The organism is Glutamicibacter bergerei (assembly GCF_054495185.1).
The window spans coordinates 2,923,508-2,946,935 of sequence record NZ_CM137131.1; the positions used below are offsets into that span (position 1 = coordinate 2,923,508).

General features: G+C 55.8%; 20 protein-coding genes. 5 read left to right on the forward strand and 15 right to left on the reverse strand.

Features of this window, described 5'->3' with window-relative positions; all coding sequences use genetic code 11:
* The first annotated feature begins 94 nt into the window (after window positions 1–94).
* The gene (hutU, locus tag ACX5K5_RS13570; RefSeq protein WP_096254916.1) at window positions 95–1,765 is read left to right on the forward strand and encodes a urocanate hydratase; all 1,671 of its coding nucleotides are present in this window, start codon (window positions 95–97) and stop codon (window positions 1,763–1,765) included.
* A 378-nt stretch (window positions 1,766–2,143) separates the two neighbouring features.
* Here hutU and ACX5K5_RS13575 read toward each other — a convergent pair whose 3' ends face one another.
* Both ACX5K5_RS13575 and ACX5K5_RS13580 read right to left on the reverse strand, forming a co-directional pair.
* Window positions 2,144–2,395 carry a hypothetical protein gene (locus ACX5K5_RS13575; RefSeq protein WP_442347070.1) on the reverse strand — a complete coding sequence of 84 codons (252 nt, stop codon included), beginning with the start codon at window positions 2,393–2,395 and terminating at the stop codon, window positions 2,144–2,146.
* 425 nt (window positions 2,396–2,820) lie between these two features.
* Window positions 2,821–5,556 carry an aminotransferase class I/II-fold pyridoxal phosphate-dependent enzyme gene (locus ACX5K5_RS13580; RefSeq protein WP_442347069.1) on the reverse strand — a complete coding sequence of 912 codons (2,736 nt, stop codon included), beginning with the start codon at window positions 5,554–5,556 and terminating at the stop codon, window positions 2,821–2,823.
* A gap of 388 nt (window positions 5,557–5,944) precedes the next feature.
* Here ACX5K5_RS13580 and hutH point away from each other — a divergent pair, with 388 nt between their 5' ends.
* Entirely contained in the window at window positions 5,945–7,489 is a 1,545-nt protein-coding gene (gene hutH, locus ACX5K5_RS13585) for a histidine ammonia-lyase (protein ID WP_443442904.1), read from the forward strand.
* Window positions 7,490–7,561: 72 nt separating this feature from the next.
* Window positions 7,562–7,984 (forward strand): aspartate 1-decarboxylase, encoded by a 423-nt coding sequence (gene panD / locus ACX5K5_RS13590; protein WP_188683063.1) that lies wholly within the window; start codon window positions 7,562–7,564, stop codon window positions 7,982–7,984.
* Here the strand turns inward: panD and uvrA are convergent.
* Complete coding sequence (uvrA, locus tag ACX5K5_RS13595) at window positions 7,981–10,449, reverse strand: excinuclease ABC subunit UvrA (protein ID WP_459174535.1); 2,469 nt, start codon at window positions 10,447–10,449, stop codon at window positions 7,981–7,983. The genes panD and uvrA overlap by 4 nt on opposite strands.
* A gap of 114 nt (window positions 10,450–10,563) precedes the next feature.
* Window positions 10,564–10,917 carry a hypothetical protein gene (locus ACX5K5_RS13600; protein WP_188683067.1) on the reverse strand — a complete coding sequence of 118 codons (354 nt, stop codon included), beginning with the start codon at window positions 10,915–10,917 and terminating at the stop codon, window positions 10,564–10,566.
* A 161-nt stretch (window positions 10,918–11,078) separates the two neighbouring features.
* On the opposite strand from ACX5K5_RS13600, the gene ACX5K5_RS13605 reads away from it, so the two are divergent.
* Window positions 11,079–11,579 (forward strand): DUF6328 family protein, encoded by a 501-nt coding sequence (locus ACX5K5_RS13605; protein ID WP_096254908.1) that lies wholly within the window; start codon window positions 11,079–11,081, stop codon window positions 11,577–11,579.
* On the opposite strand, the gene ACX5K5_RS13610 is transcribed toward ACX5K5_RS13605, so the two are convergent.
* From ACX5K5_RS13610 to ACX5K5_RS13640, 7 genes are all read right to left on the reverse strand, one after another.
* Entirely contained in the window at window positions 11,576–12,385 is an 810-nt protein-coding gene (locus tag ACX5K5_RS13610; protein WP_170947768.1) for an oxygenase MpaB family protein, read from the reverse strand. The two genes, ACX5K5_RS13605 and ACX5K5_RS13610, sit on opposite strands and share 4 nt — an antisense overlap.
* 197 nt (window positions 12,386–12,582) lie before the next feature.
* Window positions 12,583–12,966: a D-ribose pyranase gene (gene rbsD / locus ACX5K5_RS13615; RefSeq protein ID WP_096254906.1), complete on the reverse strand. Its 384-nt coding sequence runs from the start codon at window positions 12,964–12,966 to the stop codon at window positions 12,583–12,585.
* Window positions 12,967–13,002: 36 nt separating this feature from the next.
* Entirely contained in the window at window positions 13,003–13,905 is a 903-nt protein-coding gene (locus ACX5K5_RS13620; RefSeq protein WP_096254905.1) for a ribokinase, read from the reverse strand.
* A gap of 66 nt (window positions 13,906–13,971) precedes the next feature.
* Entirely contained in the window at window positions 13,972–14,910 is a 939-nt protein-coding gene (locus ACX5K5_RS13625) for a substrate-binding domain-containing protein (RefSeq protein ID WP_188683069.1), read from the reverse strand.
* Between the two features lie 50 nt (window positions 14,911–14,960).
* Window positions 14,961–15,929, reverse strand: a complete 969-nt coding sequence (locus ACX5K5_RS13630; RefSeq protein ID WP_443448389.1) for an ABC transporter permease — start codon at window positions 15,927–15,929, stop codon at window positions 14,961–14,963.
* Window positions 15,929–17,443: a sugar ABC transporter ATP-binding protein gene (locus tag ACX5K5_RS13635; protein WP_188683071.1), complete on the reverse strand. Its 1,515-nt coding sequence runs from the start codon at window positions 17,441–17,443 to the stop codon at window positions 15,929–15,931. The genes ACX5K5_RS13630 and ACX5K5_RS13635 overlap by 1 nt, the downstream gene beginning before the upstream one ends.
* The gene (locus ACX5K5_RS13640; RefSeq protein WP_459174536.1) at window positions 17,440–18,519 is read right to left on the reverse strand and encodes a LacI family DNA-binding transcriptional regulator; all 1,080 of its coding nucleotides are present in this window, start codon (window positions 18,517–18,519) and stop codon (window positions 17,440–17,442) included. Before ACX5K5_RS13640 ends, ACX5K5_RS13635 begins: the two co-directional genes overlap by 4 nt.
* A 226-nt stretch (window positions 18,520–18,745) precedes the next feature.
* Between ACX5K5_RS13640 and ACX5K5_RS13645 the strand changes: the two genes are divergently transcribed.
* Window positions 18,746–19,432 carry a metal-dependent transcriptional regulator gene (locus ACX5K5_RS13645; protein ID WP_096254900.1) on the forward strand — a complete coding sequence of 229 codons (687 nt, stop codon included), beginning with the start codon at window positions 18,746–18,748 and terminating at the stop codon, window positions 19,430–19,432.
* A gap of 236 nt (window positions 19,433–19,668) precedes the next feature.
* Here ACX5K5_RS13645 and ACX5K5_RS13650 read toward each other — a convergent pair whose 3' ends face one another.
* The 4 genes from ACX5K5_RS13650 to hutG all read right to left on the reverse strand — a co-directional run bounded on the left by ACX5K5_RS13650 (window position 19,669) and on the right by hutG (window position 23,331).
* On the reverse strand, window positions 19,669–20,544 hold the full coding sequence (locus tag ACX5K5_RS13650; protein ID WP_096254899.1) for a metal ABC transporter permease: 876 nt from the start codon (window positions 20,542–20,544) through the stop codon (window positions 19,669–19,671).
* Complete coding sequence (locus tag ACX5K5_RS13655) at window positions 20,541–21,281, reverse strand: metal ABC transporter ATP-binding protein (RefSeq protein WP_188683075.1); 741 nt, start codon at window positions 21,279–21,281, stop codon at window positions 20,541–20,543. The genes ACX5K5_RS13650 and ACX5K5_RS13655 overlap by 4 nt, the downstream gene beginning before the upstream one ends.
* Window positions 21,278–22,231: a metal ABC transporter substrate-binding protein gene (locus ACX5K5_RS13660; RefSeq protein ID WP_459174537.1), complete on the reverse strand. Its 954-nt coding sequence runs from the start codon at window positions 22,229–22,231 to the stop codon at window positions 21,278–21,280. Before ACX5K5_RS13660 ends, ACX5K5_RS13655 begins: the two co-directional genes overlap by 4 nt.
* Before the next feature lie 119 nt (window positions 22,232–22,350).
* Window positions 22,351–23,331, reverse strand: a complete 981-nt coding sequence (gene hutG, locus ACX5K5_RS13665; RefSeq protein WP_459174538.1) for a formimidoylglutamase — start codon at window positions 23,329–23,331, stop codon at window positions 22,351–22,353.
* Window positions 23,332–23,428: the final 97 nt, after the last annotated feature.

The following is a 23,428-nucleotide window of genomic DNA, read 5'->3' on the forward strand; positions in this document are numbered from 1 at the left end:
GGACAGCACCGTGAAAACCCCCGTGTGCTAGATGCGCCCTATGGCCAATGATGGAAGCAGTTAGTTACTTCACCTACCGCTAAAGGAGTCCATCGTGAGCCATGAACCACGAGTCGTCCGCGCCCCCCGTGGCACAAAGCTCAACGCCAAATCTTGGGCTACCGAAGCACCGCTACGGATGCTGATGAACAACCTCGACCCAGAGGTTGCCGAACGCCCGGAAGATCTAGTCGTTTACGGTGGCACCGGCAAAGCAGCACGCTCTTGGGAGGCCTTTGACGCCATCGTTGAGACGCTGAAGGATCTGGAAGAAAACGAAACCTTACTCATCCAGTCCGGTAAGCCAGTGGGCGTATTCCGTACCAACAAGTGGGCACCGCGCGTATTGATCGCTAACTCAAACTTGGTTGGAGACTGGGCGAACTGGGAGCACTTCCGCAAACTCGAGGCCGAAGGCCTGATGATGTACGGACAGATGACTGCAGGCTCCTGGATTTACATTGGCACCCAAGGAATCTTGCAGGGCACCTATGAAACCTTTGCCGCCATCGGGCGCAAACGATACAACGGTACGTTGGCAAACACGCTCACCTTGACCGGTGGTTGTGGTGGCATGGGTGGGGCTCAACCACTGGCGGTCACGCTGAATAATGGTGCATGCCTGATCGTTGACGTCGATGAAACTCGGCTCCGTCGGCGCGTATCCAAGCGCTATCTCGACGAGGTAGAACTAGACCTAGACAAGGCGCTGGCCAAGGTCGGTGCAGCGAAGGCTGAGGGCCGCGGACATTCGGTTGGGTACGTCGGCAACGCCGCCGAGGTCTTCCCCGAGCTGTTGCGACGCCACAAGGCCGGCGAAGTGGCTTTCGATATCGTCACCGACCAGACCAGCGCACACGATCCGCTGAGCTACCTTCCAGTGGAATACACCTTGGAGCAATGGTCCGAAGCTGCGGCCAACGACGCCGCTGATTTCACCCACAAGGCACAGGCTGCGATGGCCAAACATGTTCAGGCAATGGTTGAATTTCAGGATCTTGGCGTTGAGGTATTTGATTACGGAAACTCGATCCGCGACGAAGCCCGAAAGGGTGGCTACGATCGGGCGTTTGAATTCCCAGGCTTCGTTCCTGCATATATTCGACCACTATTCTGTGAGGGACTTGGCCCATTCCGTTGGGTAGCGTTATCCGGTGATCCAGAAGATATCCGCGTTACCGATCAAGCATTGAAAGAACTGTTCCCAGAAAACGAACACCTGCACCGTTGGTTGGATGCCGCCGCGGAACGCGTGGAGTTTGAAGGACTACCAGCACGTATCTGCTGGTTGGGCTACGGCGAACGTGCCAAGGCAGGGTTGCTCTTCAATCAGTTAGTTGCCGAGGGCAAGGTTTCGGCACCAATCGTCATCGGCCGTGATCACCTGGATTCCGGTTCCGTTGCCTCTCCTTACCGTGAGACCGAGGCCATGGCTGACGGCTCCGATGCGGTAGCCGATTGGCCACTACTGAACGCACTCACGGCAACGAGCTCGGGCGCTTCTTGGGTTTCCATCCACCATGGTGGCGGTGTGGGCATGGGCCGCTCCATCCATGCAGGTCAGGTCTCCTTGGCTGATGGTAGCGAGATGGCTGCCGCCAAACTAGAAGCACTGCTAACCAATGATCCAGGTATGGGCGTCATCCGCCACGTTGATGCCGGGTACGACCGCGCAATCGAGGTCGCTGCGGAACGTGGTGTGCGAATCCCGATGCAGGGCAAGTAGCGAGAACCGGTCAACAGGCGCGGGCCGTGGAAGTTTAGCAGTAGCACTGCAGGCTTTTACGGCCCGCGTTTTGTACGTGTGAGAAAGCACCGGCCAAGTCAGGATCTCGTATCCGAGACAGCTACCGTCGAGCGGTTCGGGAATTTTGGCCGGCCTATCTAGGTCCACCAGCTTGCTGGCAGCCCAGGCGAACGCGCGGGTTGAGGCTTCGATGATGGAGCTTTGAAGCATGAGTCCAGTTCTTTTTCGCTATGTATGCCAAGCTCCTGATAGCAGTGACCCGCCGCTTCATTGAGCGAAGCGACGGGTCACCGGAGTACAACTAGGTGATCTGAACCTTGGCATGTGAACTGGCCCTATGGGGTGCTTTAGTTCCTATTAGGAACCAGCATTGGTGCCACCATTAAAATGATCTAACCTGCTGGGTCCCGCAATCATTCGGAAAACACCCCAGCACATGAGCATTGTTCCCCAAGCAACGATGATCCATAAAGGATTCATAGCAGGGACCACTCCCATAGGCACCCAAAATATGGCTGCCAAGAACATGATCGCAAACAGGGCACCACCAGTGGCTAATCCCAAGCCTAAGTGGGTATTCAGTTGAGACGCTCCGTGAATCGTAGGCATGGCGTCGCTCCATTTCTGCCCGGGAATCCCGGGATAGAATCGGCTTTCTTCCATTGAGCTGACGGCATCGAAACTTGTCCGCCAGTAAAGCGAAAAGGACTGTCGTCTATTCGCCTGTGCTTTTGCGTGATTCCATATTCTGGTCCCTTCCAGAAGACTTTTCGCCCAGTAGCCGGCTACCGCAACAACGTTCTCGCGTATGGCCGCTACTTCTCACCATACGCCGGAATTACACTCATGGCGCAGGTTCATACCAAACATTCAGGGGGCAGAAAATAACATCTGCGACCGGTTGTTCCCAGCTGTTGGCGCTATCTGATTTGCCATCCAGATTCCTGATAGTTCAAGTACTGAATAGGAACGTGCCAAAGGGAAAATGATGTGGCCAGTGGAGGAGCCTGCATGCAGACTCCTCCACTGGAGACCTATAGTCGCTTTGCAGTGACACTGGCCAATGCTTCGGAGGTAAAGACCTGATATCCGAAGTCACCGTGGTATCCATGAATTTCACGAGTATCAAGGACATCCATGTAGTCAAGAATTTCCGTTGAGACTACCTGACCCGGAACCAGCACTGGGAAGCCTGGCGGATATGGTGTCACGAAGGCAGCAGAAACTACTTGTTCCCCACTGTGAATCCGTTGACGGATCTCAGGGGAAAACATGAAGTGCGTGGCCGGGTCTTGATACGTCAGGTAGTAGGCCGAACGCATATCACCACTACCACCACCGCCACTAAATTCGTCGGCGAAGTAGCTGAAGTCAGGCATCGGCACTTCTGTGGCAGGAACCTTCTTGCCGTTGCCCATGGCACGCCCATCAAGGCGGCGCGCGTGCTCCAACTCCTCGGCGATCTTCACCAACACTTCAATCAAGTGCGCAACCGCCGAACGGTTGGTACCAATGTTTGTCATCAGCAACACCGAGGTACGACTGGTCTTATTCACCTGAATTGAGTGACCATCCATCAGGTAGGTGTGCTTAAAGGTGTCTCCATCGACTCCAGTGCGACTGATATCTAAGGTAAGCCGTGATGGGTCGACAACAAACTCATCCTCGGCCCATGACCGGTCCCAAACTTCTAGCCCGTCGCGTACCGGGTTAGCGGTATCACTGCACCGATATTCGCCAGGGATTAGCTCTTGAGTATCCAGAACACGGAAGTATTTGCGCAACAGTTTATTGCGTGTCATCGCTCGGACGATTGACTGCGCCAAATCGACCTGTCGCTGCACCAGCGCGTAACCCTCAAGTTCTGCCTGACGTCTTCCAATATCCAAAGACGCGAGGATCTGATAGTTCGGGGACGTAGAGGTGTGAGTCATATAGGCTTCGCGGAACGTATTTCGGTTACGCTCGGCAAAATCCTGATCATGAATATGAATCATCGACCCCTGGCGCAATGAGGTCAGGGTCTTATGCGTCGACTGCGTCGAATAAACTCGCAACCGAGTTTTTGCAGGGTCAGCCAGCAGGCGCGTTTTTATCCAAGCATCGTCATTGGACGGATCATCCAGGGTTCCGGGTTCGGGCAATGCTGCCTGTTGAGCGGCAAAACGCTCGCGGTAGTCTTTGGTCTCGAATGTGGTTCGGATTCGCTCGGCCGCGGCCATACCTGTGCGCTGACGATAAATCGGATGGAAACCAGCAAAAGCGAACCATGCTTCGTCCCAAAGGAAAACTAAGTCAGGCTTGATTGCCAAGCACTCTTCCATGACACGACGTGGATCATAAATAATTCCGTCAAAGGTGCAGTTAGTCAGCGTCAACATTTTGACCTTGTGCAACAAACCTTCACGACGCAGCTGCAGCAGGCGACCCTTGATCTCCTCCAGAGATACTGCCCCATACATCGAGTATTCGTTCAGCGGGTAGGCCTCTAGATAACTGACATTTGCCCCGGCCAGCACCAGCGAATAGTGGTGCGACTTATGGCAGTTTCGGTCAACAAGCACAATATCGCCTGGAGCCAGAATTGACTGGTGGACGATCTTGTTTGCGGTAGAGGTGCCGTTCGTAACGAAATAGGTCCGGTGGCTGTTGAACGCGCGAGCCGCTAGTTCATGAGCTTCCTTGATGGAGCTCTGCGGATCAAGTAGCGAATCTAGACCACCAGAGGTGGCCGAGGTTTCAGCCAGCAAAAGGTTTTTCCCGTAAAAATCTACGAGGTCGCGTGCCCACGGGGAATTTTGCACTGAGCCCGCACGCGAAATCGGCATCGCGTGGAATACTCCGCCTGGACGTTTGGCATAAGCCTGCAAGGCGTGGAAGAAAGGAGTGTTGTACCGTTCCAAAACTTCGGCGATCAATGACAGGTGTAGATCCATGCCATCGTTGCGGGAGAAGATGCGCTTGAAGCGTCCGGTAATCTCGTGCGCAATAGATTCCAGCGCGACCCCGGCGATGAGGTACACGGGGATCTCAGGACGGAGCAGATCTATGATCGCTTCCAGATCCAAAATCCGGTCGATTTGTCGCATCGTTTTGAAACGTCCGGCGGTATGCCGGGAGACGTACTTGCCTAATGTGGCGCTCAAGCGCCGGCGAGTTTCCAATTCAAAGCGGGCGGTGAGCACGACCGCTTGAATTGTCGGATTAATGACGATCGCAGTCAGCGCATCTTCGACGCTAGGGACTACGACAAAACTGTAGACGAAGGAATCGGTTCGTTGGCGTTGTTCCAGCATCTCTGCTTTGAACCGTTCAATCTCGTCCGCCGGCCCATTGTCTACGAGCAGTATTTCAACCTTGGGGGTAAATTTCCGCTGACTGCCGCGGGTCTCATTACCGCGTAACTCGTTGCTCTGCGCGGCGGCTTCGCTTTCCTCGGCGTCAATATCGTGGCCTTCGCCATCAATGTATTGCGTCTGGGTGCGGAAAGACTGATTTGCCTGGTACACCTTGCTCAAGGCATCACGAAAGTGGCCTTCGTTCATCAGGGTTTCAACTTCGTTAAAGTAATCGATTCCCGGTGAGGCCCAGTATGGTTCGATAGCCGAAAGTAGGCTCAGTAGTTGCCTTGCGTCGTGCTCGTGCTGCTCCCCGGCAACCTTGTCGTCGAGGCCTCGAATGATCTCACCCAGGACATATCCGAGGTGCTCCCAAGCATCTTTGCGCTTTCGCCAAGCGCTTTCTGGTGTCGCTGTTACTTGTTTTTTCATTGTGGTCAACCTTGCGCTCACGGTTGCCGGTCCTTCGCTCGTTCTTCAATGTTTTGATAACCGATGTGTTGTCAAAACCGTGCCACGTCGTTGTGGCTTGGTCTCCAGAGCCTACGTCAGTCTCCACAGAATTCTGGTATTCGTGAAGACAATTTACCAATTTCACGTAACGATGGGAAGCAAGTTCATTGATACAAAGAAATATACGAGATGCGACATTTAATTAGTGACTTTCCGATGAATTCTTCCGAAATATACAAAACTAACTAACCACTTCACGCGCTGTCCGAAATAACAGACAGATTAGGGTGAAGCAAACAAAATACACGCTGATTCTGGCGAAGAATGGACGTTAGAGACAGCTTCACTTACGAACGGAACACCTTTCATGAATACCTCACCTACGTCGGTAACTCTTCATCTGACCAATACGACGGCACAGGACGTCCTACGCGTTGCTCGCCATGATATTCAGGTTGATATCTCAGCTGAAGTGAGCGAGAAATTAGCCGAAGTCCGCACACATATTGATGCGCTGGCAGCTTCTGAAACTCCGGTTTATGGTATTTCCACTGGTTTTGGTGCTTTAGCTACACGTCATATCGCTCCGGCAGACCGCGCCAAGTTACAACGTTCGCTGATCCGCTCGCATGCTGCTGGCATGGGCGCCCCCGTAGAACGCGAAGTAGTCCGCGCACTAATGTTCCTCCGCGCGAAGACGCTGGCCAGTGGACGCACCGGGGTCCGCCCGGTCGTGCTCGAAACCATGGTCGCCTTGTTAAACGCGGGGATCACACCCGTCGTGCGCGAATATGGTTCGCTTGGCTGCTCCGGTGACCTCGCACCACTTTCGCATTGCGCGTTAGTTCTGATGGGAGAGGGCGAAGCTACGGACAAGCACGGAGTAAACCGCCCAGTTCCCGAGCTACTTGCAGAGGCTGGAATCACCCCCTTAGAGCTGGCGGAAAAGGAGGGTCTTGCGCTGGTTAACGGAACCGATGGCATGCTGGGCATGCTCTTGATGGCGTTGGCTGACCTTGATGATCTAGCCGATATTGCTGATGTTAGTGCAGCCATGAGCGTCGAAGCCCAATTCGGTACGGATCAAGTATTCCGCCCTGAACTTCATGAACCACTGCGTCCGCATCCAGGCCAGGCGCTCAGCGCGGCCAACATGTTCGGCGCGCTTCAGGGTTCACAGGTTGTGGCTTCGCACCGCGAAGGTGATGGCCGAGTCCAGGATGCGTATTCATTACGTTGTTCCCCGCAGGTCACCGGCGCTGTGCGAGACACCATCACCCATGCGCGGATGGTGGCGACCCGCGAGCTAGCTGCTGCAATCGACAACCCCGTAGTACTTCCTTCCGGGGAGGTCTCTTCCAACGGAAACTTCCACGGGGCACCGGTCGCCTACGTCTTGGATTTCTTGGCAATTGCCGTGGCAGACCTTGGCTCTATTGCCGAACGACGCACCGACCGCATGCTTGACCCAGCACGTTCACGAGATCTTCCTGCCTTCCTTGCCGATGATCCTGGAGTGGACTCCGGAATGATGATCGCGCAGTACACACAGGCCGGCCTAGTGGCAGAAAATAAGCGTCTGGCTGTACCTGCCAGCGTTGATTCCATTCCCTCCTCGGCAATGCAGGAAGATCATGTGTCCCTCGGGTGGCATGCAGCACGCAAGCTACGCACCGCGGTGGATAACCTGCGCCGCGTATTGACTATCGAATTAGTCGTTGCTTCCCGCGCCTTAGACCTGCGAAAGCCACTCACTCCGGCACCGATCACAGGTGCCGTCCACGAGGTAATCCGCAGCAAAGTAGCCGGCCCTGGCGAGGACCGTTTCCTCTCCGCTGAGCTGGAGGCAGCCTACGAACTGCTGGCCGACGGGACCGTAATTTCGGCGTTACATCACGCGCAGGGCAAGTAGTTCACAGAAGGTTTGCCGTGCTAAGTAGTATGCTGGCACGGCAAACCTTCTTGAAGATTGGGAACTCGTTCCATGCAACGCACCATGTTTAAGTCCAAAATCCACCGCGCAACCGTCACCCAGGCCGACTTGCACTACGTTGGCTCCATTACGATCGATTCAGATCTGTTGGCAGCCTCGGACATCTTGCCAGGTGAGCTTGTCAGCATTGTGGACGTTACCAATGGTGCACGGTTGGAAACCTACACCATTGCTGGTGAGCCTGGCAGTGGCGTCATCGGCATCAACGGCGCGGCCGCGCACCTGGTGCACCCCGGAGATTTGGTGATCATCATCAGTTACGCGCAGATGCAAGACGCTGAAGCCCGGGACTACGTGCCAAGCGTGGTCCATGTTGATGAAGAAAATAGAATGATCCATCTCGGTGATGATCCCGCCGAAGCTGTCGCCGCGGGAGTCCATACCCCGCCCTTCGCACAGCTTCGTAATAGCTAATTATTTTGTTCTCCCGCCAGCCGACGCGCAAGAAATTCCGCGGTTCGGCTGGCCGGATTTTTCGCGACCTGCTGCGGGGTTCCCGTAGCGACAATTTGGCCGCCACCATCTCCGCCGGCTGGACCCAAATCGATCACCCAGTCGCTGGCTGCCACCACATCCATATGATGTTCCACCACTATCACCGTATTTCCTTGATCTACGAGTTGGTGTAGCTGAGCGACCAATAGCTGAACATCTGCTGGATGCAGTCCGGTGGTCGGCTCGTCAAGCAAATATAGGGTGTGTCCACGTCGTTGGCGTTGTAACTCGGTAGCGAGTTTGATGCGCTGTGCCTCGCCACCAGACATCTCTGTAGCGGGCTGTCCAAGTTTCAGATATCCCAACCCAACCTCACGCAGGGTCGCTAGTGCCCGGGCCGCAGCCGGTATTTCAGCTAAAAATTCTTCTGCTTGAGTCACGCTCAATTCAAGGATTTCAGCGATGTTCTTTCCTTGATACTCAACTTCCAAGGTCTGTTCGTTGTAACGGGTACCGTGGCACTGCGGACAAGGGCCGTAGGTTCCGGGCAAGAAAAGTAGTTCAATTTCCAGGAATCCTTCGCCCAAACAATTCTCGCAGCGTCCGCCGGTTACGTTGAAGGAGAAGCGTCCGGCACCGTAGCCACGCTTGTGAGCTAAGGGTTGCTCTGCAAAGGTCTTTCGAACCGCGTCGAAGAGTCCGGTATAGGTGGCCACATTTGAGCGCGGCGTACGTCCGATAGGTTTCTGGTCCATCAGCACCACACGGTTAATCTGGTCGGCACCATGCACTTGGCTAATTACCGCTCGCACCATCGAGTCTTCGGATTCCTCGGCCTCCCCCAGCGATTTCCCACCTGCGGCTTGGGCCAGTGCAACCGAAACAAGACTCGATTTTCCAGACCCAGAAACTCCTGTCACCGAGCTAAAGACTCCCAAGGGGAACTTCGCATCCACATTTTTCAGGTTATGTAGCGTGACTCCATGCAGTTCCACCCAATCACTGGCGGTTCGTAGTTTCCGCGTTGGGGCAGGTTTAGGGGTCAGGAACTGACGCGTCACCGAGCTTTCTACCTGCGCAAGGCCGGAGACTTCTCCACTATAAAGTACCTGTCCTCCCCCACTACCTGCGCCGGGACCCACATCCACAATCCATTCGGCACGGGTCACCACATCCATATTGTGTTCCACAACAAAGACGGTGTTCCCTTCGGCCTTTAGCGCATCAAGCACCTCGATCAGTGGTTGCACGTCTGCCGGATGCAGCCCGGCAGAGGGTTCGTCGAGCACGTAAATTACACCGAACAGGCCGGCGCGTAGTTGCGTGGCGATGCGAAGTCTTTGCATCTCCCCCGGCGATAGCGTTGGGGTGCTGCGGTCAAGGCTCAGATAACCTAGGCCAAGTTCCAGAAGCACCTGAATTCTGGCCAAAAGGTCGGTGCTAATTGTGCTGATGACATCGGCTTGCGCTTGGCCTTCGGAGTCTATGGCAAAGGGGCGCAACAACTGGGCTAAGGATTGCAATGAACGTGAGTTGAACTCGGCAATGTTCAACCCCGCAAAAAGTACCTTTAATGAGTCATTGCGAAATCCCGTTCCGCTGCACTGAACGCAGTCCTGTGAAATCATAAAGGCCAATGCTTTGGTTCGCAGGTTTTCGCTCTTGGAGGTGGCCACGGTATGGCGCACGTAGCGTTCGGCACTCCAAAAACGCCCCTTGTAGGGCTTGGCTACGCGGTCCCGCTCGGGTGTCACCTCAACCACCGGCTGTTCCTCGGTGAACAGTAACCAATCGCGAGTTTTCTTGCTGAGGTTCTCAAATGGCACATCGATGTCGTAGCCAAGATGCGTAGTGATGTCACGTAGATTTTTGCCTTGCCAGGCTCCTGGCCATGCGGCAATCGCGCCCTCGCGGATGCTCAAGGTCGGGTCAGGAACTAGCGAACGTTCGCTGACCGAATGCACTGTGCCAACACCGTGGCATTCGGGGCAAGCACCTACCGCCGTGTTCCGGGAGAATGAGTCCGATTCAAGTCTGCTGGCCCCGTCGGGATAGGTTCCGGCGCGAGAGAACAACATTCGCACCGAGTTAGATAGCGTGGTTAATGTACCCACGCTGGAGCGTGAACTAGCGGAACCTCGGCGTTGCTGTAAGGCCACGGCCGGCGGAAGCCCGGAAATAAACTCAACCTTTGGGCTGTGCCCCTGAGCGATCAGACGTCGTGCATAGGGTGCGACCGATTCGAGAAAACGCCTCTGGGATTCGGCGAAAATGGTGCCGAAAGCGAGCGAAGACTTGCCTGAACCCGAGACCCCGGTGAAAGCAACAATGGCATCGCGCGGGATGCGCACCTCAACATTGTCTAGATTGTTTTCGTTCGCCCCACGTACGTGAATAAATCCGTCGTGCTTTGCCGTGTTCAAGTGCTGTGCAATGCTCTCCATCTTTCCCACAGTACGCGCCGTGGGCGCTGCGGCTCAATTTCAACGACGCCGCTCAGGTATTCCCATGGTTTCGGCAACGCATAATTGATGGCACAAGTCCGCTCAGTCCTCATCCTAGCAATCTTCGTCCGGGCAGCCTTGCCATGTTTTAGAAAAGTATCCAACGATGTCCAGTCCGATGCCCAGCGGGTAGCTGTCAGCTACCGACTCGTGAACGCGCTGTGCGGATTCATTCAGCACCAAATGGAAAAACCGGCACACCGATTCGTAGTTCCACACTTCCATGGTCAGTTCTACAAGTTCGTGATGCGAGATTGAGTCTTGTGCCTTGATCCCGAGTTCTTCGGCAAATCCCGTCACGATGTCTAAGGTCAGCGGATGGTCCTTGCCGCAATCACACCACGACAATCCCTTGTCCGGCATAGTCCAAACATCGGGTTTGATATGTGGTTCCAGATTCATGTTCATAAATTTCGCCTAGCTACTTCCTCTTGGGATGTCTCAAGATATACAGAGCCACCGACATTTTGGATAGAGATTCGTGATGCTCTTGGCAGTCGTCAGGGACATTGGCATAGTTAGTGTTCCAGAACCGTTGACTCCGGCAGCGGAGATAGTCGAGGAGAACCATGATCAACAAGCGTTCCCACCCCGATACCAGTGACGGTGCCCCACACCGGCAATGGAACGAGCTACTGCAAGAAATGCGTGTGATGCAGACCGGTGTGCAGATTCTCGCTGCATTCCTGGTGGTACTGCCTTTTCAAGCGCGATTTGAAATGCTCAGCCACAACGACGAGATTGTCTACATCATCTTGCTGGTGGCTGCGACCCTACTCATCTTGTTACTGATTACTCCGGTAGCCGTGCACCGTTATTTCTTTGGACAACGCCTCAAAGAGCAAACAGTGGCCTTGGGTCATATCGTGTTGAAGATTGTAGGACTAGGTGTGGGACTGCTGGTCTCGGGCTGTGTTTGGTTCGTCCTACAGGTGCTTTTTGGTTGGCAAACGAGTGCTTGGATTGGTGGTCCGTTAATCGTGGTGACACTATTCTTGTTGCTGGCGTTGCCACGAATCCTGATTCCTAACCATGCGAAGGATCGAGAGCAGCAGACTGCTGACGACTAACTCATCCGGTCAACATGGCGCAGCATCAATCTCATCGGCGCCTGTCTGAGAAACTTGGGCAGGACGCGGGTAGCTACGCGAACGAACGAGACGGTTCGCCGGTTACGCTTGCGCACCTTTTCGGTAACTACGTATCCGAATTCTTCGCGCACCTTCGGTGGGAGCTGAGCTATGGTCACTTCACGCATGAGCGGCAATCCCGCACGGATCCACCATGGGGCGTTAGTTCCAGCAAAGAGTTCCTCAGCCAGCGCACGAATCTGCTCGCTCACGACAAGGTTCTCCAGCGTGCGGTCGAAGTAGTTGTCAAAGGCGCGCAGATTCTCCGGCCAGAAATGCTCCGGCATCTGTAACGCATCCCCTAGCCGGGCGTACTGCCGATAGAGATCTTCCTCGTCCTGTGGCCCAGCATTGGGAAGAACTTGCCCGGCAATCATCCGTGCGGAGTCATAAAGCGTCGCCGCAACCCATAACTGCAACTTAGGGTCCAGTGCCGAGTAAGCCGGGGCTCCTTGCTCCACATCTCGACTGCCTCGTACCGATGCGTGGGCGGAGTCGACGTAGTCAACAATGGTTCGTTGTTGTTCTTCGGTGCCATTGCTCAAGGCATAAATGTAGCCGAGCGTATGAACCAGACGACTGAGCGGATTCATGGCAAAGTCCGAATGGTTGGCAATAGCCAAGCCAATCTGCGGGTGCGCAAGCTGTAACAGAATGGCACGCCCGGCACCGAGCAATAGTCCCGCCTCGGGCGCGATACGTGAAAACAGTTCCCTGTCCTGGGCTCCGCGCTCGTCTTGTTCCATATTCACCATTCTAAGAGCCAGCGGCCTTGAACTGGTTGCCCATCCCAGGATCATGGGCAGGACTGAAGTGTGCTGCTCATGTTCTGAGAATGATCATCGTTGCAGCCCTTCGCGCACGGTATTACCTTCCCAAATGCTCCTTCTGGCAAGCAAAAAGCCGGCACCGACGCACTGTCGTTACCGGCTTGGGCTTGGTCTTAGAAAGCTACCCCGCAGTGCAGGATCACGTTGGCGAAGGGAGTTGACTCCCCGGTGCGCACGATAACCTTCGCGTTGGGCAATTCGGCTTTGAGCTGTTCATGGGTGATGAATTGTGGCTCAAGTCCGTAGGACGCACATAGCTGCAGGACCGTCCCCTCTTTGGCTTCGCTAGCCAGCGTGCTGGCCTCGATCACCAAATTGCGGCTGAGTACATCCAGTACCTGCTCAAAACTGAGCAGTCCTTGAACCAGTGCTAAATCGATGACTGTGGGACCTGCAGGAAGTGGTAAACCGCAATCGGCGATAACCACCGTGTCGGTGTGCCCCAGCTTGGCCAATGCGCCAAGTAGTGGGGCGTTGAGAATTTCGGATTTCAGCACGAATGCTTCCTTAGGTCTTGCTTGAAAAGTTCTGTCTTAGAGTGCATCTAGTGAACGCGGGTAGGACGCTTGAGCGCCATGTGCCTGTACGGTCAGCGCCGCGAACTTTCCAGCGAAATCTGCTGCTTGTGCCAGAGTGTCACCGTGAGCCAGCCGGGCTGCGACCGCACCGGTAAATGCGTCGCCTGCACCGGTGGTGTCCAATGCCTTGACCTTCACCGCTGAAAGCTGCTGCATTTCAGTGCCCTGTTCAACCACCAAACAGCCGTTGGCACCCAAGGTGATCACCAACGAGGCTAGACCATGGGCCATGAGCTTCTCGGCAATCACCGGCTCGGCTTCGGTCGACATAGTTTCGCTGCCATCGAGCTGTTGCAAGATGAGCGCCGCTTCGTGTTCGTTGACCACCAGCGGGTTGGCTTTGAGCAGGTAATCGCGGTCCAGTTCGATCACCGGTGCCAGGTTGAGCACCACCTTATCGGTGGCCAGATCCATGGCGGTCTTGATGCCCGAGGCAGGGATTTCACCTTGCAGCACCACAATGCCGTGCAGTGTACCGGCGGCGTTGACTACCTCAGCGGTGACCGTGGAGTTAGCCCCGGACACCACGGCGATGGAGTTTTCCGCGCCGGAATCCACCTGGATGATCGCTACGCCGGTAGGTTGGCGCGAAGTTGAGACGCGATCCAGCTTCACGCCTGCTTCTTCAAGCTGGCCTAGCGCGATCTTCGCGTGCGAATCTTCGCCTACTGCACCGATAAATTCGGTGCGGGCTCCTGCTAATTGCGCGGCCAGGGCCTGATTTGCCCCTTTGCCGCCGGGCGAAAGCTGGTAGGAATCGGCCAACACGGTTTCACCCGGGCCAGGCAGGCGGTTCATCAACGCGGTGATGTCCACATTGCTCGAACCAACGATAGTGACTTGGATGTTGTCCGTCATGATTATTCCTTAGCTTGATATAGCTCAGTTGAGCTCTCGCCCGGCGAAATGAGGTACTACAGGTACTTACTTGGTGACGTAGTCAGCGACATTGTCGGTATTGACGGTGTCAACGGCAACCTGGACTACTTCCTCAACGGCTTCATCCTTCATGGCCTTAGCCAAGATCTGAACCGACTGCTTGCCTAGCTCGGCCGGGTTCTGCGCGATGGTGGCGACCAAGGTGCCGGCCTCTACTGCCTTGAAGCCATCTTCGGTACCGTCGAAGCCTACAACCTTGACGTCCTTGCCAGCCTTGGCGCCCAGTGCCTGGATAGCGCCCAGAGCCATTTCGTCATTCATAGCCAGTACGCCGGTGGCGTCTGGGTTGGACTGCATCAGGTTGGTCACTACGTCCAGTGCCTCGGCACGGTCGAAGTTAGCGGTCTGGCTGGAGACCACCTTGATGTCGCCGAATTCTTTCAGGCCCTTGGTGAAGCCTTCGCCACGCTCGTTGGTTGCCGAAGCACCAGGTACACCCTCAAGGATGATGATCTTGCCCTTGCCGCCCAGCGACTCTGCTAGTGCCTTGGCTGCCTGCTCGCCACCAGCAACGTTGTCCGAAGCAACAAATGAAGCGACCTTGGTGTCGCCTACCGAACGGTCAACTGCGACGATTGGCAGTTCAGCCGAAACGATGGGAGCCAGGCCAGCTTCGGCGGTTTCGGTATCTACTGCGTTGATGATGACGCCTTCGGTGCCATCGGTGGCGGCGGTTGCCAGCTGGTTAGCCTGGCTGGCCGAGTCGTTCTGCGCGTCAACAACGGACAGGTCGATGCCCAGTTCGGCGGCTTCTGCCTGTGCGCCGTCACGCAGGTCAACGAAGAATGGGTTGTTCAGCGTGGACACTGCCAAGGTGGCCTTGGCACCCTCGGCAGCTGCCTCGCCACGGCCACAGGCGCTGGCGCCCAAGACCAGTGCTAGACCGAGGGTCAGTGCGGTGCTCTTACGAACGATGTTTTTCATTGGGTTCTCCCTTGAACTAAATGGTGTCAGAAACGGTGATACAAAAACTTTTAGTGGCGCACGTTCTTGCGACGCAGCACGTCGAAGCCCACGGCGATCGCGATAACCAAGCCGATAACTACCTGCTGCCAGAAGGCGCTGACCGAGAGCAGGTTCAGGCCGTTGCGGATCACCGCAAGGACCAGCGCACCGATGAGCGTTCCGGAAATACGACCCACACCGCCAGAAAGCGAAGCGCCGCCGATAACAACCGCCGCAATGGCGTCCAGCTCGTAACCGCTGGCCAAGGTTGGCTGTGCCGAATCCAGACGGCCCGCAAGGATCATGCCGGACAGTGCGGCGAAGATACCGGAAATAACAAACACGGTCACCAGTACGCGCTTGACCGGAATACCCGAAAGACGTGCGGCTTCGGTGTTGCCACCCACTGCGAAGGCGTTCTTACCGATGATGGTGCGGTTTAACACGAACGCTGCGATCAGGCCGGAGACAATCAGGATCAGGATGGGCACCGGCATGAAGCCTAGGTCCCCGCCCAGCCAAGAGACCGAATCTCCGGTGGCGATAGGGCGCCCGTCGGAAATGACCAGGGTCAGCCCGCGCACAATGGTGAGCATTGCTAGCGAGGCGATGAAGGTCGGTAGTTTGCCGTAGGCGCTCATGGCACCGGTGACCCAGCCGCACAACCCGCCGATGGCCAGGCCAACCACGATCGATAGTCCGTCGGGCATACCCGCGGTGGTCACCCAATAGGAGGAGGTCATGGCGGAGATCGCTGCGATGGAACCGACGGACAGGTCGATACCGGCGGCGACGATCACAAAGGTCATGCCGAAGGCCATCACCGCGATGGTGGAAACCTGGATGCCGATATTCATCAGGTTCGGCCCGGTCAAAAAGCGCGGGGTCGCGATGAACATGGCAAGGCAAAGAACAACCAGGCCGACTAGGGCACCGTTGTTTGCAAGGAATGCCTTGAAGTCAAAGCCCTTCTTGGGTGTGGTGGCTACGCTGCTCATTACTTCTTTCCCATTTCATCTTCGCGGTGCACATTGCTCACGGCAAGGGCCATGATGCTGTCTTGAGTTGCTTCATTGGTGGCTAATTCTCCGGCGATCCGGCCCTGGCTCATCACCAGGACGCGGTCGGACATACCCAGCACTTCGGGCAGTTCGCTGGAGGCCATGAGTACGCAGCCTCCGGAGGAGGTAATCTCATTGATCAATTCGTAAATTTCTACCTTGGCCCCGACGTCCACACCGCGGGTTGGTTCGTCCAGCAGTAGCACCTTGGCCCCGGCAGAGAACCAGCGGCCAAAGACCGCCTTTTGCTGGTTGCCTCCGGAGAGTGAACGAATCGGCTGGTCAATATTCCCCATGCGGATGCGCAGGCGGGCGGCCACCTTCTCGGCGCGTTCACGCTGGCCCTTGCGGTCTACCAGTCCAGCTTTTGCGGTAGATGCCATGGTGGCGTAACCGATGTTCTCGGCGACCGAGGCATCGAGTACCAGGCCCTGAGTTTTGCGGTCTTCAGGCACATGGCCTAACCCTGCACGGGTGGCCGCAGCAACGTCATTGCGTGGCAGCTTTTTGCCGGCAACCTTCACGGTGCCCGAAGTGTATTTATCTGCTCCGGCAATCGCGCGGATCAGTTCGGTGCGCCCAGCGCCCATCAATCCGGCCAGGGCCACAACTTCACCGGGACGTACTGACAGCGAAATGTTTTGCAGTGCTCCTACGCTGAGATTTTCCACGCTCAGCAGGTGCTGCTCGCCAGGAGTGGCCGTTTGGCGCGGGAATTGTGCATCGATGTCGCGACCTACCATCAGGCGTACCAATTCGTTTTCCGGGGTGTCTGCCGGGACGGTGGCAATGAACTTTCCATCACGCAAGACGTTGACGAAGTCGCCAATGGCCGCAATCTCATCGAGGTGGTGGCTGATGAAGACCATGCCCACGCCTTTGGTCTTGAGCTGGTTGACGACCTCAAAGAGACCTGCAATCTCAGCGTTGGTCAAGGCGGCAGTTGGTTCATCAAGGATGAGTACGCGGGCGTCCAAGGACAGTGCCTTGGCGATCTCCACTAACTGTTGCTGGGCTAGCCCTAGGTCACCTACTGGGGTGTTGACATCAAGATTCAAGCCCAGCTGGTCCAGTGCTTCGCGGGCAATGCGGCGCATCTCTCGGCGGTTGATAATGCCAAAGCGACGCGGTACACGGCCTAAGGTGATGTTTTCAGCGATAGTCATCGAGGGAACGAGGTTTAGTTCCTGGTGGATGGTGGCGATGCCCAGGGCTTCGGAAGCCTTAGTATCTGGGATCTGCACTTCCTTGCCGTCCATCAAAATGCGTCCGGAATCGGCGCTGTGCACTCCGGCGATCATCTTGATCAAGGTGGATTTGCCTGCACCATTTTCGCCGAGCAGCACCGACACCTTACCGGCGTGGACCTCGACGGTAACCTCATCGATTACCTGGACGGGGCCGAACGACTTGCAGACCCGGTCAAGGACCAGTAGAGCGTCGTTGCTCATGGGCGCACCTTTCCTTCCATCACTTGTGTTGCTTTGGCTGACGCCACCGAGGGGCGCAGCGTAAATTTGCTAATTAGTTCTTCGGGTTCCGGTTTCTGACCGGCCATCACTTCACGCAGGGCTTGAACCGCCATTTTTCCCATCTGGCTCAGGTCATGACCGATAGTGGCAATTGGCGGATCATGGATGAGCATCGCATCGACCTCGTCGAAGGTAATCACCGACAGGTCAGAGCCAACTCTTACCCCCAGTTCGCGCCAGACGCGAAGCGCTCCAATGGCCATCGGTGCATCCGCAACGATTATGGCGCTAGGTTTTGCTGGGTTTTCCAGAAGCCATTTAGCTGCCAGCGCGCCGGAGGCAGGCTGGAAGTCACCGACAAAGTGCAATGCTTCATCGGCATGCAGCCCGTTGTTCGCCAGTGCGGTTTCGAAGGCGCTATACCGTTCAAGGGCGGTGGAGGCGTGCTTTGGTCCGCCAACAAAGGCAATGTTTTGGTGGCCCACGGATTGTAGTGTGGCTACCGCTTCATCCAACGCTTGGGCGCTGTTGGCGGTGATGGCTGGAACCTGAACGCTAGGCAGTGCCCGGTCAACGAAGATAGTGGGAATGCCGCTGGAAAGCACGCGATTCATCATTTCGCTGGGCTGGTTTGATTCTTCATTCAACCCCTGCGGCACAATGACCAGTCCGTCCACACGGCGTGAAAGCATGGTGGCCAAAAAATCATCTTGTTGTGCGGCATCTTCGTTGGCATTACCAATGAAGGTCATCAGTCCGGCGGCGCGCGCATGCTGTTCCACCGCATGGGCCAGGTCTGAGAAGTAGGGGTTACGCACGTCAGAGATCAACAGTGCGATGGAATCTGTTTTGGTGGAGCGCAGTGAGCGGGCCTGCGCGTTGGGCATGAAGCCCAATTCTTTCGCGGCACTTTCAACCTTGGCGCGGGAATCTGGCGAGGTCGCCGGGTGACCTGAAAGGACGCGCGAAGCGGTGGCAACAGATACTCCTGCTGCGCTGGCAACGTCCTTGATGGTGACGGCGTTCATGGCCAATAAGCTCCCTTGCTTACTCATGTAAACGATTCCATGGAATCGTTTACACAGTCTTCCCTAACAAGTTTTTCAAGTCAAGACGGCGCCCGTGACTCGACGCCAGGGCTTCGTGAGACCTGGGAAAAACGAGTCAATGACTTGTGATTTTTTAGCCAAACCAGACTAGGTCACCGAATAACTCAGATTTATTCGCGATGCGCAGTTCAAGCCTTCGGCGTGCACAGCACAGTTGACTATGATTAGTGATGTGTCGGTAACTCAACTTTCAGATAGCGCGCAGAACTACCTCAAGATCATTTTTAGTCTCAACGAATGGTCTGATGAGGCGGTGTCCCCTACCGTGATCGCAGAAAAGGCCGGGGTCAAACTTTCCACCGTCTCCGGGGCCATGTCTAAACTGCGCCAACAAGGATTGCTGAACCACGCTCCCTATGGCGCGGTTTCGCTGACCGCTTTGGGCCGCGAGTATGCGGTCACCATGGTGCGCCGGCACCGGCTGATCGAGACTTTTCTCGTCCAGATGCTCGGATACCGCTGGGATCAGGTGCACGAAGAGGCCGAACAGCTTGAGCATGCGGTGTCCGACTTCATGGTTCAACGAATCGACGAGTTACTCGGTTATCCAACCCGGGACCCGCATGGAGATCCTATCCCCACCGCAGAAGGTGCGATTTCATTTCCCGCTGCGACCTTGCTTGCCCAGGCAAAGCCGGGGCAAAAGGTCAGGGTCGAGCGAATCTCCGATGCGGATTCGGAACTACTTCAGTACTTTTCGGAAAACGGCATTATCGTCGGCGCGCAATTAAACATCGCGACAGGTGAACCATTTTCCGACACCTTAGAGGTCACCGCGAATGGCGAGCCGACGGTGATCCGTCTAGGCGCGCGAGCCACCGAAGCGGTCTGGGTTTCGCCCCTAGACTCCACCGACTAATCCGAGGAGAATAAGCACACATCGGTAGGGAGTGAACAATGTTTGGGGTACGAACTTACGACTCGATCAATAAGGTCGAAATCATCAACACCATGCGTTTGGAAGCTTTCCCTGTGCGTTCTGCAGCAGACTCAAAGCCCCGTCGGCGCTCAGCGCTGTTTGCCTCGCTAGCTCGTAGGAGCATGCGGAAAACAAGTTTCCCTCGGCACGCTCACAAGCTGCGCGAGTAGCGCGACTTATCCTGCGTGCTGCAAGTTCTTGCGCCGTCTGCGCACCGCGAACCGATGCGCAACTAACCCTTGGCGTGGGCTAAACAGGTAGATCAGTACAAAGATCGCCCCTTGCGAAAGCACCACCATACCTCCGGTAGAAGCATCCAGATAGTAGCTGACGTACACGCCGATAATTCCAGCCAGTGCCGCCAAGGCCGGAGAAATCACCAGCATCTTGCCGAAGCTGTTTGTCAGCAGATAAGCGCTCGCACCCGGAATGATCAGCATCGCTACCACCAAGATGACGCCCACCGCCTGCAACGCCACCACCGAAGTCATGGCAAGCAACCCTAAAAGGACCGCCCCGATCATTCGCGGGTTCATGCCCAGTGCGTGAGCGTGGGTTGAGTCAAAAGCGTAGAGCGTGAAATCTTTGCGTTTGAGGATCAGAATCAGGAAGGTCACCGCGCCTAGGATGATGACCTGCCACAGGTCCGCAGCGGACACCCCGAGCAGATTTCCAAAGATAATGTGGTTCAAATCTAAGTGACTTGGGGTCACTGAGATCAGCACCAGCCCAAAGGAAAATAAGGTGGTAAACACGATTCCAATAGCCGCATCCTCTTTCAGCCTAGAGGTATCGCGCACTCCCCCAATCAATGCAACCGCCAAGAAACCAAAAACTAGGGCGCCCAAGGCAAATGGTGCGCCGACAATATATGCGAGCACCACCCCGGGCAATACCGCATGGGACACCGCATCACCCATCAGCGACCAGCCGATGAGCACAAGCCAGCAGGAGAGCACCGCACACAGTATCGCTGCGATTACGGTGACGGCGAGCGCGCGCACCATAAAGGTATAACCCAGTGGCTCGGCCAATAATTCGAAGAGGTTCATGCGTCTTCGCCTCGGTTCATAGGATCCAGCCCGAAGGCCATGGCTAGGTTCTCTGGTTGCAGAACCAACTGTGGATCTCCTTGCATCAGTACCTTGCGCATCAAAAGTATTGCTTGATCCGCTAAATTTGGCAGCGCATGAAGATCATGCGTCGAAATCAATACGCTTCCGCCCTGGTCCGCTACTTCCCGCAGGAGCTTGGTAATTGTTGCTTCGCTTCTCTTGTCTACCCCGGCGAATGGCTCATCGAGCAACATGATGTTCGCTTCTTGGGCGATACAGCGAGCTACAAAGGCGCGTTTCTTTTGCCCGCCGGAGAGCTGACCGATCTGTCGTGAAGCCTGTTCGGTGAGTTCAACTCGGGCTAGTGCTTGCTCTACCGCCTCATGGTCCGCCTTCCGCGGGCGTCTGGTGAATCCCATATGCCCGTAGCGTCCGGTCATCACTACTTCGCGCACCGAAATCGGGAAGTCCCAGTCCACGGCCTCGTTTTGTGGAACGTAACCGATAGCCCCTGATTTACGCGCCTGCAGTGGATTAGTGCCGTTGACTAATACGCTGCCGGTGTCGGGTTTAACCAGCCCCATAATGGTTTTGAAGAGTGTCGATTTTCCGGATCCGTTCATTCCAACCAGTCCGCAAACAGATCCACGCTCCAGTTGAATCGATGCCTTATCCAGGGCGAGCAACGAGCCATAGTGAACTGTCGCATTGGCGACATCGATGGCGAGCGTCATGGCATTTCTCCTCTTAAGGCGCGGGTAATAGTTTGAGCGTCGTGGGTGATCAGGTCCAGGTAGGTTGGCACCGGCCCGTCCGGTTCGGACAGGGAATCAACGTAGAGTGTTCCGCCGTAGTACGCATCGGTGGATTCGACGACTCGTTGCATGGCTGCATCCGAAACAGTCGATTCGCAGAAGACCGCAGGAACCTGATGTTCTCGCACGTAGTCAATGGCTGCGGCAACCTTACGCGGGGTGGCCATTGACTCTGCGTTCACTGCCCAAAGGTATTTCTCACGCAAGCCAACATCCCTGGCCAGATAACTGAAGGCTCCTTCGCAGGAAACCAGCACCCGCTGGTTTTCGGGTACTTTTGCTAGGTCAGCCACCAGTGAGTCCTGAACCGCCTGCAATTTACGCTTATAAGTGGCGGCATATCCCCTGAAATCATCGGCATGCTCTGGATCTAGCTCGCTGAACGCCTTGGCCATCGTATCGACATAAGTTTGGACGTTCAGCGGGCTCATCCAAGCGTGCGGGTTGGGTTTTCCGTCACCGGCACCCCCGGTGATGCTGATGGGCTTGACTCGGTCACTGACGGTGACATGCGGCGCCGGGTTATCGTGCACAAATTGTTCAAACCATGCTTCCAGATTCATCCCGTTATCAAGGATGAGATCCGCATGGGAGGCCCTTCGCAAATCTTCCGGGGTTGGTTCATAACCATGAATTTCCGCCCCGCGTTTAGTCACCGACTCCACGCGCAGGTGTTCCCCTGCCACGTTTTGTGCAATATCGGCCAGCACCGTGAAGGTTGTCAGCACCACCGGACGTTCGTCCTGAGGTGCCACCGTCTCAGGTTGGCGCGAAGCGCTGCAACCGCTGAGGATCAGTGCTACTGCGCAAGCCAGCGCCAGAACGCGACGATGCGTTGTTCTGGTCCGTGGACCTTTTGCTGCTTGCACCGTTGCTCACACCATTTCACTTTGACTGCCCGCGAGAAATCCGCTTTCACACAGCATAATGTTTGAGGGGTCAAACATTCAAAGTTGATGTCACAATCAGCGCGAAATAAGTGCGCCTCCTAAACGCCGATCAACGTATTGATCAGCCTGGCAGCGGTACGCGCGGTACGCGCATCGATGTCAAAGCTTGGATTCAGTTCCACCACGTCAACAAGTCCAAGCTTCCCGCTGTCCGCAACATAACGGCACACCGCATGAATTACTTCTAAGGGCACGCCGTAAGCCGCCGGCGCGCTGACCCCTGGGGCCGTTGCCGCTGGCAAAACATCAAGGTCAATGGTCAGGTACAGCTGGTCAACAGAACCCAAGAACTCACGAACAAACTCAATGACCGCTTCCAGGTTCCCCGCGCCGCATTGCTCATCGACTAGGTACCGGACCCCGAGAGCATGAGCCTGGTCAAATAACACCCGGGTGTTATTTGGTTCGCTGATCCCAATGACTGCGTATCTAAAATCGCGTCCCGCCGCTTGCATGTCATTGGCGATATCTTTGAACGGCGTGCCACTGCTCCGACGCGGTGCGCTACGCAGGTCAAAATGAGCGTCCAAGTTCAAGATTCCAATGCGCGTATCGGGGTGTTCTCGAAAATGATCAAAGAGTCCGCTAAACGATCCGTAAGCGGTCTCGTGCCCTCCGCCAAGCACTACCGGCATCGTGCCGGCGTTCAGCAACCCCGACACCGCCTGGGCCAGTCGAACCTGGCCCGATTCGAGTTCGTCACCGAGCACCACGATGTCGCCCGCATCATGCACGGCACGTGGCTGATGGATTGCTAATGAGCTTAAGGCTGCTCTCAACGCCTGCGGGCCACTAGCCGCGCCTGTTCGTCCTTGGTTTCTCAAAACTCCCGCGTCCGAAGCAAAACCAAGCAGTGCTACCGGCCGCGAAGTGGAATGCTCCTCGGAAGGAGCGAACCGATCGGAATTTACATGCTGGTGCCAGCGAAGATGCTCGGCCCCTTCTCCGTCTAGGCGGCCACCCCATTCTGCGGCCGGCCGATCTACCTGAATTCCCAGATGTGACGCATTATTCACCATGTCACCAGCTGACCAGATCCGCGGCTAGCTAACCAGTACATTGAGCCAACTTAGTCCGAGATTTCGGACTGTTGGTCTCTGGTCGCGAAAATACCGT

Coding starts and splice junctions, on each gene's coding strand:
- ACX5K5_RS13575 (WP_442347070.1), bottom strand. CDS start 2,395: ATGCCTACGATTCACGGAGCGTCTCAACTGAATACCCACTTAGGCTTG.
- ACX5K5_RS13580 (WP_442347069.1), bottom strand. CDS start 5,556: ATGAAAAAACAAGTAACAGCGACACCAGAAAGCGCTTGGCGAAAGCGC.
- hutH (WP_443442904.1), top strand. CDS start 5,945: ATGAATACCTCACCTACGTCGGTAACTCTTCATCTGACCAATACGACG.
- panD (WP_188683063.1), top strand. CDS start 7,562: ATGCAACGCACCATGTTTAAGTCCAAAATCCACCGCGCAACCGTCACC.
- uvrA (WP_459174535.1), bottom strand. CDS start 10,449: ATGGAGAGCATTGCACAGCACTTGAACACGGCAAAGCACGACGGATTT.
- ACX5K5_RS13600 (WP_188683067.1), bottom strand. CDS start 10,917: ATGAACATGAATCTGGAACCACATATCAAACCCGATGTTTGGACTATG.
- ACX5K5_RS13605 (WP_096254908.1), top strand. CDS start 11,079: ATGATCAACAAGCGTTCCCACCCCGATACCAGTGACGGTGCCCCACAC.
- ACX5K5_RS13610 (WP_170947768.1), bottom strand. CDS start 12,385: ATGGAACAAGACGAGCGCGGAGCCCAGGACAGGGAACTGTTTTCACGT.
- ACX5K5_RS13620 (WP_096254905.1), bottom strand. CDS start 13,905: ATGACGGACAACATCCAAGTCACTATCGTTGGTTCGAGCAATGTGGAC.
- ACX5K5_RS13625 (WP_188683069.1), bottom strand. CDS start 14,910: ATGAAAAACATCGTTCGTAAGAGCACCGCACTGACCCTCGGTCTAGCA.
- ACX5K5_RS13630 (WP_443448389.1), bottom strand. CDS start 15,929: ATGAGCAGCGTAGCCACCACACCCAAGAAGGGCTTTGACTTCAAGGCA.
- ACX5K5_RS13635 (WP_188683071.1), bottom strand. CDS start 17,443: ATGAGCAACGACGCTCTACTGGTCCTTGACCGGGTCTGCAAGTCGTTC.
- ACX5K5_RS13640 (WP_459174536.1), bottom strand. CDS start 18,519: ATGAGTAAGCAAGGGAGCTTATTGGCCATGAACGCCGTCACCATCAAG.
- ACX5K5_RS13650 (WP_096254899.1), bottom strand. CDS start 20,544: ATGAACCTCTTCGAATTATTGGCCGAGCCACTGGGTTATACCTTTATG.
- ACX5K5_RS13655 (WP_188683075.1), bottom strand. CDS start 21,281: ATGACGCTCGCCATCGATGTCGCCAATGCGACAGTTCACTATGGCTCG.
- hutG (WP_459174538.1), bottom strand. CDS start 23,331: ATGGTGAATAATGCGTCACATCTGGGAATTCAGGTAGATCGGCCGGCC.